The sequence below is a fragment of the Klebsiella sp. BIGb0399 genome (genome assembly GCF_003752615.1).
Classification (GTDB): domain Bacteria; phylum Pseudomonadota; class Gammaproteobacteria; order Enterobacterales; family Enterobacteriaceae; genus Klebsiella; species Klebsiella lignicola.
The window spans coordinates 650910-661369 of record NZ_RKHT01000006.1 but is presented as its reverse complement, the minus strand read 5'-3'; the positions used below and the strand labels follow the sequence as shown (position 1 = coordinate 661369).

Below are 10460 nucleotides of genomic sequence, written 5' to 3'. Positions count from 1 at the left end.
ACAGGCGGTCACGCCGCCTCCGGGATTAACCCCCGCACCCAAGCCCCATTGCCCCGCTCCGTCGTAGCCCGGACCGGCGGTCACGCCGCCTCCGGGATTAACCCCCGCACCCAAGCCCCATTGCCCCGCTCCGTCGTAGCCCGGACCGGCGGTCACGCCGCCTCCGGGGGTGTTAATGACTTTCATTCGAAATAAATTTGTGCTTCAGGTCACATTGTAATTAGAATGTTGCTGGTCGAAGTTAGCCAGGAGCCTTTGTTATGACCGTTAAAGTTATCGTCACTGATATGGACGGAACTTTTCTCAATGACGCCAAGCAGTACGATCGCCCGCGTTTTCTTGCGCAGTTCGCGCAACTTCAGCAGCAAGGTATTGAATTTGTTGTCGCCAGCGGCAACCAGTACTACCAGCTGATCTCATTTTTCCCGGAAATCCGCGAGCAGATCTCGTTTGTCGCCGAGAACGGCGCGCTGGTGTACGAACACGGCAAACAGCTGTTCCACGGCGAACTGACCCGTCACGAATCCCAGGTGGTGATTGGCGAACTGCTGAAAGACCGTCAACTGAACTTCGTTGCCTGCGGCCTGGAGAGCGCCTACGTCAGCGATAAAGCCCCCGAGTCGTTTGTCGCATTGATGTCAAAGCACTACCACCGCCTGCAGCGCATCAGCGATTACCAGGCCATTGACGACACGCTGTTCAAGTTCTCCCTTAACCTGCCGGATAGCGAAATCCCGCAGCTTATCGATAAACTGCATGTCTCGCTGGACGGCATCATGAAGCCCGTCACCAGCGGTTTCGGCTTTGTCGATTTAATTATCCCCGGCCTGCACAAAGCCAACGGCATCAGCCGTCTGCTTAAGCGCTGGCAGATCTCGCCGCAGGAGTGCGTCGCCATTGGCGACAGCGGCAACGATGCGGAAATGCTGAAGCTGGTGAAATACGCTTTCGCCATGGGCAATGCCGCAGACAGCATCAAAGCCATCTCGTCATACGCCACCGATGACAACAATCATCACGGGGCGCTGAAGGTTATTCAGGCCGTTCTCGACCGGACCTCTCCCTTCAGCGACTGACCGCTAACCGGGGCGCCCTGCCCCGGCTTTTCCATTTTGTGCGCCCACTCTACTTTTTAAACTTGCATTAACTTTATTTTAACTTAAATTATCGTTTGTAAGATTAAATACTTTCGAATGAAAGATGAGTGAGGTCACCATGGCTGCTATCTATACCCACGAAACATTACCCGCCGACCACAAAACGGCGATTCGACACATGAAACAGCATCTGCGCGCGCAGATCGGCGATGTCCAGTCGGTATTCGACCGGCTGAGCGCGCGGATCGCGGCCCGTCTCGAAGAGATCGACACGCTGAAAGCCCGCGGCGAGGATGTCTGGCCGGTGATCCCATTCAGCGACATTGCTCAGGGCCAGGTCAGCGACGCCCAACGCGAGGCGGTTAAGCGTCGCGGCTGCGCGGTGATCAAAGGCCACTTCGCACGCGAGCGGGCGCTGGCCTGGGATAATTCGATGCTGGAATATCTCGACCGCAACCATTTCGATGATGTTTATAAAGGCCCTGGTGACACCTTCTTCGGCTCGCTCGACGCTTCCCGCCCCGAGATTTACCCGATTTACTGGTCGCAGGCGCAGATGCAGGCGCGACAAAGTGATGAGATGGCGGCGGTGCAATCCTTCCTGAACCGCCTGTGGACCTTTAACCACGACGGCAAGCAGTGGTTCGACCCGGACGTCAGCGTGATCTACCCGGACCGTATCCGCCGTCGTCCGCCGGGCACGACCTCGAAGGGGTTGGGTGCGCACACCGATTCCGGCGCGCTGGAACGCTGGTTACTCCCGGCCTACCAGCAGGTCTTTGCCAGCGTCTTCAACGGCAATATTGACGCTTACGACCCGTGGGATGCGGCGCACCGTACCGAAGTGGAAGAGTACACCGTCGATAACACCACCAAATGCTCGGTCTTCCGGACCTTCCAGGGCTGGACCGCCCTCTCCGACATGATCCCCGATCAGGGACTGCTGCACGTGGTGCCGATTCCGGAAGCGATGGCCTATGTCCTGCTGCGCCCGCTGCTGGACGACGTCCCGGACGATGAGCTGTGCGGCGTGGCGCCGGGCAAAGTGCTGCCCATTTCAGAGAAATGGCACCCGCTGCTGATCAAAGCGCTCAGCTCCATTCCGGCGCTCAACGCCGGCGATTCGGTCTGGTGGCACTGCGATGTCATCCACTCGGTGGCGCCGGTGGAAAACCAGCAGGGCTGGGGCAACGTGATGTACATTCCCGCCGCGCCGATGTGTGAGAAAAACCTCGCCTACGCGCACAAAGTTAAAGTGGCTCTGGAAAACGGCGCATCGCCGGGGGACTTCCCCCGTGAAGATTACGAAGCCGACTGGCAGGAGCGTTTTACCCTCGCCGACCTGAACATCCACGGGAAACGAGCGCTGGGGATCGACGTCTAGTCGTCATACAGCCCGGCCTGCACCACCGCGGTATGGCGGTTACCAGAGCGTATCCGCCGTACCGAATCGCGCACCACCAACGTGCCGTGCAACAGCAACGATCCACGCGGCGCATCCGGGCGGATCAGCCGCTGTTGCAGCATGTGCACCGCTTCAATCCCCAGTTCATCTCGCGGAACGTGCACCGCAGTCAGCGGTACATCCTGAATCGCCGCCAGGTTAAACCCGTCGATGCTCATCACCGAAATATCCTGTGGCACCCGTAATCCGCGCTTTTGCAACGCGTTGACCGTGCCGGCGACCATGAAATCGCCGCCGACCAGAAACGCCGTCGGCAGCGGCTTACCCGCCTGGGCATCGAGCCACTCCTCTACCCGAGCCTCGGTATCTTTGGCGCTAAAGCTGGCGACGGTGAGCAGATCCCGCCCGTCGGCAAAGCGCATATTGCGCCCGCGCCAGGCCTCTTTAATACCGGCCAGCCGCAGTTCCATGGTATAGCGGCGCAGGCACATCACATTCAGCACCGCCCGGTGGCCCATTTCGAACAGATACTGCGCGGCAAACTGGCCGATCAACCGGTGATCCGGCGCAATCGACGCCAGGCGCATCCCTTCATCGCGGCAGTTGATCAATACGCAGGGTTTCGCCAGATCCGCCGCCAGATCGTGAATATGCGGATCGTCAATGCCCAGCAGGATCGCCGCCTCGGTTTCGGGTTCGTTCATGCGGGCCAGGAACAGGTTGGCATCGCTGTCGTTTTCTTCCAGCGCGCAGGTTCGCAGCCGCACTTCATGGGCACCCAGCGCCTGGTGAATACTCTGGATCACCCGGTAATAGTAGATATCCGAACGTTCATCAAACGCCCGCGGCGGTGCAAAGACCACCAGGCTATTGAGCAGCATGCGCCCGGCGGCAATGCCGTCCATTACCCCCATCTCGCGCGCGCAGGTCAGCACCGCCTGTCGGGCCTTTTCACTGGTGTTGGCTTTGCCGGCCAGCACCCGGGAGACGGTGCTCGCCGACATGCCGGTGCGGGCGGCGATATCGGCAATTTTTAGCTTTTTATCCATTTTGTGATCCAGCTCCATCTTCAAAATGAAAGAATTTTCATGGGCGGAAAACCCAGTCTATCAAGCAAAGGTTTGGCTCTGCTGTGAGCATTTCGCCACCTTATGAAAAAGCTTTCATAAATAACGCTACTGCCCACCTGTATTCTATCTTAACCTGAATTGGTCCGATAACTTCCATACTAGCCACGCGGACAAGGATATAAATAAAACAATATTATTCAATAAATTACAAGAATTGGTGTGACAACTCCGGGAGTGAGTGGGTCATGCCCCCTACATAAAAAATCTTGTGGAGAGTTCTATGAGCCAAGGCCTCAACAACGATATGGCCGCCAGCAAATCTCGCCGGGTGGTCAAAAATTTACGCTGGTGGATGCTGGTCCTGTTTTTACTCGGCGTCACCGTCAACTACATCACCCGCAACTCGCTGGGGATCATTGCCCCGGAACTGAAAGATACTCTGGGCATTACCACCGAGCAGTACTCCTGGATCGTCGGCGCGTTTCAGCTGGCCTATACCCTGTTCCAGCCGCTGTGCGGTTGGCTGATCGACGTGATCGGCCTGAAGCTCGGCTTTATGATCTGTGCCACCCTGTGGGCCATTGCCTGCATCGCCCACGCCGGGGCGGGCAACTGGCTGCACCTGGCGATTTTACGCTTCTTTATGGGGGGCGCGGAGGCCGCGGCCACGCCGGCCAACGCCAAAACCATCGGCGAATGGTTCCCGAAATCTGAGCGTCCGATTGCGGCCGGCTGGGCTGGCGTCGGGTTCTCCATCGGCGCCATGCTGGCACCGCCGATTATCTACTTCGCTCACGCCTCCTTCGGCTGGCAAGGGGCGTTTATGTTCACCGGGGTGTTGGCCCTGCTGTGGGTGGTGCTGTGGTGGGTGTTTTACAACAACCCTGATAAGCACCCTAACCTCAGCAAGAGCGAACTCGAGTTTATTCGCCAGGATAATGAGCCACCGGCGGTGAAGCTGCCCTTTTTCACCGCTCTGAAAACCGTCTCGAAAAATAAGCGCTTCTATGGGATCGCCATCCCGGCCTTTATGGCGGAACCGGCCTGGGCCGTATTGAGCTTCTGGGTGCCGCTCTATCTGGCGAAAGAGCACGGGATGGATCTGAAACAGATCGCCATGTTCGCCTGGCTGCCGTTCCTCGCCGCCGACCTCGGCAGCGTCGCCAGTGGCTATCTGACGAAACTGTATACCCGCTGGTTCGGCTGCACCCGGGTGAACTCGGTGGTCGCCAGCTCGGTCACCGGCGCCTTCCTGATGATTTCGCTGGCCCTCGTCGCCATTACCCGCGACCCGTATATCACCATCGTGCTGATCTCCATCGGCGGCTTCGGCCACCAGATCATCTCCTGCATGCTCAGCGCGCTGGTGGTGGAATCATTTGATAAAGGCCAGATGGCCACCGTCAACGGCATGCGCGGTTCCGCCGCCTGGATTGCCAGCTTCCTGTTCTCGCTATTAATCGGGGTGACCGCCGACAAAATCGGCTTCAACCCGCTGTTTATCGCCATGGGCTTCTTTGACCTGATTGGCGCCATCTTCCTGGTGACATTTATTGCAGAACGTCGCGCCAAACGCGCCTGAGAGTGGATATAAAGATGAAAACGCTTAAACATTGGACCTTACATCAACAGCTTGCCCATCATGTTGAGCTGACTATCGACGGGCAGCACACGCTGTGCCTGTATGTGCTGGAAGAGAGCCTGTTCCGCGTGCAGCTGAAACGCAAAGGCGGGCTGGCGCTGGACCGCACCTGGAGCATTGCGCCGCAGCAGGATGTACCGTGGGAAGGGCGTCAGCGCGATGACCTGAGCGGCTTTAGCCTTCCCGCCTGGACCCTTGAGCAGCACGACGACAGCCTGACTATCGCCACCGAACACCTGCGCGTCACCGTCCACCAGCCGCTGTGGCTGGAATGGAGCTATCGCCACGATGACGGCGAGTGGCAGCCGCTGGTGAGCGACCGCCCGACCAGCGCCTATTTACTCAATACCCACGGCGACGGCGTGGCGCACTACCTGAGCCGCCGCAAAGACGAGCGCTTTTACGGGCTGGGCGAAAAGGCCGGCGATCTGCAGCGCAACGGCAAACGCTACGAGATGCGCAACCTCGATGCGATGGGCTATAACGCGGTCAGCACCGACCCGCTGTATAAGCACGTTCCCTTTACCCTCACCCAGCGCAGCGACATCAGCTACGGCCTGTTCTACGACAACCTGAGCAGCTGCTGGCTGGATCTGGGCAACGAAATTGATAACTATCACACCGCCTACCGCCGCTGGCAGGCGGAAGCCGGCGACATCGATTACTACCTGTTTACCGGCCGCCGCGCCCTCGACGTCACCAAGGCCTTTGTCCGCCTGACCGGTAAAACACTGTTCGGGCCGAAATGGAGCCTCGGCTACAGCGGTTCCACCATGCATTACACCGATGCGCCGGATGCGCAAAACCAGCTGATGAACTTTATCCGCCTGTGCGAGGAGCACGCGATCCCCTGCGACTCGTTCCAGCTCTCTTCCGGCTACACCTCGATCAACGGCAAGCGCTACGTCTTTAACTGGAACTATGACAAGGTGCCGCAGCCCACGGTGATGAGCCAGCGTTTCCATGACGCCGGAATTAAGCTCGCTGCCAACATTAAGCCCTGCCTGCTTCAGGACCACCCGCGCTATGGCGAAGTGGCGGAAAAAGGATTATTTATCCGCGATTCCGAAATCGATGCGCCAGAACGCTCCAGCTTCTGGGATGACGAAGGTTCGCATCTCGATTTCACCAACCCGCAAGCCGTCGCCTGGTGGCAGGAGGGTGTGACCCGCCAGCTGCTGGAGATGGGTATCGACTCCACCTGGAACGATAACAACGAATTTGAGGTCTGGGACGGCGAAGCGCGCTGTCACGGCTTTGGTCAAACCATCGCCATCAAACATATCCGCCCGGTGATGCCGCTGCTGATGATGCGCGCCTCGATGGAAGCCCAACAGCGTTTCGCCCCGGACAAGCGCCCGTACCTGATCTCCCGATCCGGCTGTGCCGGGATGCAGCGCTACGTGCAGACCTGGAGCGGCGACAACCGGACCAACTGGGATACCCTGCGCTATAACACCCGTATGGGGCTGGGGATGAGCCTCTCCGGCCTGTATAACGTGGGTCATGACGTCGGAGGATTCTCCGGTGATAAACCGGATGCCGAGCTGTTCGTGCGCTGGGTCCAGAACGGGGTGATGCACCCGCGCTTTACGATCCACTCATGGAACGATGATCGGACGGTCAACGAAGCCTGGATGTATCCGGCAGTGACGCCGGCGATACGCAGCGCGATTGAGCTGCGCTATCGCCTGCTGCCCTATCTGTACACCCTGTTGTGGCAGGCCCATGCCGACGATGAACCGATGCTGCGCCCGACCTTCCTCGACCATGAGCACGACCCGCAGACCTTTGAAGAGTGTGACGACTTCCTGCTGGGCCGCGACATTCTGGTCGCCAGCGTAGTGGAGCCAGGCCAGCGTCAGCGCCGGGTATGGCTGCCGGACAATGCCACCGGCTGGTACGATTTTTATCGTGGCGAGTGGTTCGCCGGCGGCCAGTGGATCACCCTGGACGCGCCGCTGGAAAAACTGCCGCTGCTGGTACGCGCCGGCGCCGGTCTGCCGCTCAGCGCGCGCATCACCCACGTCAACGCCACGCAGGATGACAGCCGCGAGCTGAAGCTGTTCCCGCTCAAAGGCGTCGGTACCGCCAGCGGGCTGCTGTTTGAAGACGACGGCGAAAGCTGGGGCTATCAGGAGGGTAATGCGCTGTGGCTGACATGGGACATGGTCTGCGACAGCCAGACGATAAACCTGAAGGTCACCCCGCGCGGTCATTATCGTCCGGCGTGGCAGGCATTGAACGTTACCCTGCCAGCGGGTGAAACGCGCCAGTTGCTGATCAACGGTGAAGCCGCCAGCGAATGGCGTCCGGCATAACCTCCCCGTGCCCTTCCCGTTCGGGAGGGGCACCACGCCTTAGACGGCAGCAATCAGAAAACCAATCACCACGCAGCACAGCACCAGAATCAGCACGGTCAAAATAATAATCATTGCACGCCTCCCTGTTCAGCGTCACAGCACCGGGGATACGGTTGCGCCGTGATGCCACATCAGGTTGCTATTAATTCACAGCATTGTGCAGTAAAGATGGAAATATGATGGCAATGCGGGCTGGTTGCGGGAAGGTTGAACAACAGGCGGGAAAGAATATCCCCGGCACGCAGGCGCGCCGGGGAGGCTGACATTAGTTGTCGATGCCTTTGCTACGCAGATAATCTTCGTAGTTACCGGTGAAGTCGATCACCCGTTCCGGCGTAATTTCAATCACGCGGGTGGCCAGCGAGCTGACGAACTCACGGTCGTGAGAGACGAAGATCAGGGTGCCCTGATACATCTCCAGCGCCATGTTCAGCGATTCGATCGATTCCATATCCAGGTGGTTGGTTGGTTCATCCATCACCAGAATGTTCGGTTTTTGCATCATCAGCTTACCGAACAGCATGCGACCTTTCTCACCACCGGACAGCACTTTGGCCGGCTTTTTGATATCGTCCTGGCTGAACAGCAGACGACCGAGGATGCTACGCACCGCCTGCTCGTCATCGCCTTCCTGCTTCCACTGGCTCATCCAGTCAAAGACCGTCATGTCGTTGTCGAATTCGTACTCGTGATCCTGCGCGTAGTAGCCAATGTGCGCATTTTCAGACCATTTGACGCTGCCGCTGGTGGCTTCCAGCTCGCCCACCAGGGTTTTCAGCAGGGTAGATTTACCCACGCCGTTGGTCCCGAGGACCGCCAGTTTCTCACCGACTTCCAGCAGCAGATTAACCCCTTTGAACAGCGGGCCGTTTTCAAAGCCTTTCGACAGCGCTTCCACTTCCAGCGCATTACGGAACAGCTTCTTATCCTGCTCAAAACGAATGAACGGGTTTTGACGGCTGGAGGCTTTCACTTCATCCAGCTTAATTTTGTCAATCTGGCGGGCACGTGAAGTCGCCTGGCGAGATTTAGAGGCGTTGGCGCTAAAGCGGCTGACGAAGGATTGCAGGTCAGCGATTTGCGCTTTTTTCTTGGCGTTATCGGCCAGCAGGCGTTCGCGTGCCTGGGTCGCGGCGGTCATGTACTCGTCGTAGTTGCCCGGATAGACGCGCAGTTCACCGTAGTCGAGATCCGCCATATGGGTGCAGACCATGTTCAGGAAGTGACGGTCGTGCGAGATGATAATCATGGTGCTGTCACGCTCGTTCAGCACCTGCTCCAGCCAGCGGATGGTGTCGATGTCGAGGTTGTTCGTCGGTTCATCGAGCAGCAGAATATCCGGGTTAGAAAACAGCGCCTGTGCCAGCAGCACACGCAGCTTCCAGCCTGGCGCGACTTCGCTCATTGGGCCGTAATGTTGTTCGACCGGGATCCCGACCCCCAACAGCAGTTCGCCGGCGCGGGCTTCAGCAGAATAGCCGTCCATTTCGCCGTAAGTGACTTCCAGATCGGCCACTTTATAGCCATCTTCTTCGGTCATTTCAGCCAGAGAATAGATGCGGTCGCGTTCCTGCTTCACTTCCCACAGCTCGCCGTGGCCCATGATGACCGTATCCAGCACGGTGAATTCTTCAAAGGCGAATTGGTCCTGACGCAGTTTACCGATACGCTCATTCGGATCGAGGGAGACGTTGCCCAGCGTCGACTCAAGGTCGCCGCCGAGGATCTTCATAAAGGTGGATTTACCGCTACCGTTAGCGCCAATCAGGCCGTAACGGTTGCCGCCGCCAAATTTGACGGAGATGTTTTCGAACAGCGGCTTACTGCCAAACTGCATGGTGACGTTGCTGGATACTAGCACGGGGTTATCCTGAAAAAGAGAATGAGAAGTGTGATACATCGGACATTATGCCAGCAAAACCATCACTTTTCACGGTTTGCCATAAAATCATAAGCACAGTCTGTGGTACGGTCTCTGTAATATTGCCCCAATCTTGTGCCTGAAACCTGATTTTTCCCTCAATCTGGAAGGAACCTATGACGACATACTCGCGCCATCCGGCATTCTTATCGCTCCAGGGCGGGATCAACTTTCGCGATCTCGGCGGTGTATCCACCGTCGACGGTCGCCGTCTGCGCCAGGGAAAATTACTGCGCTCCGGCTCGTTGCATATGCTGACCGCCGAAGACCTTGAGCATCTGGACACCCTGCCGCTGACTCAGATTATTGATTACCGCGATCCGCACGAAGCCCAGCGCAGCCCCGATAAACTCAATGATCGCGCCAGCTACCTCAACGCGCCCGCGAACCCGCTCACGCCGTATGTTGATGCCAAAGTGACAGAGCTAAATGCCGCCACGCTGAATGCCATGAACGGCGAACAGTTTATGCTGCAACTCTATCGTCATCTGCCGTTCAACAACGCGGCCTACCACCAGTTGACCGGTTGGCTAATGCAGCCGTTCGAGGGGGCGCTGCTGCAGCACTGCGCGGTGGGGAAAGACCGCACCGGCGTAGGCTGCGCTCTGACGCTGTTTGCCCTCGGCTGCGATAGCCATACCGTGATGGAGGAGTATCTGCTGACCCACGGAATGCTAAGCCAGGTTGAAGCCCATCTGTGTGAGACGCTCAGCGCTGAACTGAACGCCCAGGGGCGGCAGAATCTGACGGATATCATCGCGGTGCGCGAGTCCTATCTCGCGGCGGCGCTGTCAGCCATTCATGAGCGTTATGCTAGTGTCGACCTCTGGCTGGAGCAGGAGTATCAACTGACGCCACAGGCGCGCGAGGCGCTGCGCTCAAGGCTTCTGGAAGGATAGTCATCCTGTTTTATCGCATCACGCGATCTCAGGATTGATAAGGCCTGCGCACGAGACTTGAAA

The 10460-nt window shown here is 58.1% G+C and carries 7 protein-coding genes; 5 read left to right on the top strand and 2 right to left on the bottom strand.

The window, feature by feature from the left end:
- Positions 1-260 precede the first annotated feature (260 nt).
- On the top strand, positions 261-1076 hold the full coding sequence (locus EDF82_RS13795; protein ID WP_123756088.1) for a Cof-type HAD-IIB family hydrolase: 816 nt from the start codon (positions 261-263) through the stop codon (positions 1074-1076).
- 139 nt (positions 1077-1215) lie between these two features.
- Positions 1216-2481 (top strand): DUF1479 domain-containing protein, encoded by a 1266-nt coding sequence (locus EDF82_RS13790; RefSeq protein WP_123756242.1) that lies wholly within the window; start codon positions 1216-1218, stop codon positions 2479-2481.
- On the opposite strand, the gene EDF82_RS13785 is transcribed toward EDF82_RS13790, so the two are convergent.
- Positions 2478-3569 (bottom strand): LacI family DNA-binding transcriptional regulator, encoded by a 1092-nt coding sequence (locus EDF82_RS13785; RefSeq protein ID WP_195723676.1) that lies wholly within the window; start codon positions 3567-3569, stop codon positions 2478-2480. The two genes, EDF82_RS13790 and EDF82_RS13785, sit on opposite strands and share 4 nt — an antisense overlap.
- 283 nt (positions 3570-3852) lie before the next feature.
- On the opposite strand from EDF82_RS13785, the gene EDF82_RS13780 reads away from it, so the two are divergent.
- Complete coding sequence (locus EDF82_RS13780; RefSeq protein WP_123756087.1) at positions 3853-5154, top strand: MFS transporter; 1302 nt, start codon at positions 3853-3855, stop codon at positions 5152-5154.
- Positions 5155-5168: 14 nt separating this feature from the next.
- A complete protein-coding gene (locus tag EDF82_RS13775; protein ID WP_123756086.1) occupies positions 5169-7535 on the top strand; it encodes a TIM-barrel domain-containing protein in 2367 nt (788 codons plus the stop codon).
- 307 nt (positions 7536-7842) lie between these two features.
- Here the strand turns inward: EDF82_RS13775 and EDF82_RS13770 are convergent, their stop codons facing one another.
- Complete coding sequence (locus EDF82_RS13770) at positions 7843-9438, bottom strand: ABC-F family ATPase (RefSeq protein WP_123756085.1); 1596 nt, start codon at positions 9436-9438, stop codon at positions 7843-7845.
- Positions 9439-9614: 176 nt separating this feature from the next.
- On the opposite strand from EDF82_RS13770, the gene EDF82_RS13765 reads away from it, so the two are divergent.
- Positions 9615-10397 carry a tyrosine-protein phosphatase gene (locus tag EDF82_RS13765; RefSeq protein WP_123756084.1) on the top strand — a complete coding sequence of 261 codons (783 nt, stop codon included), beginning with the start codon at positions 9615-9617 and terminating at the stop codon, positions 10395-10397.
- Positions 10398-10460 lie beyond the last annotated feature (63 nt).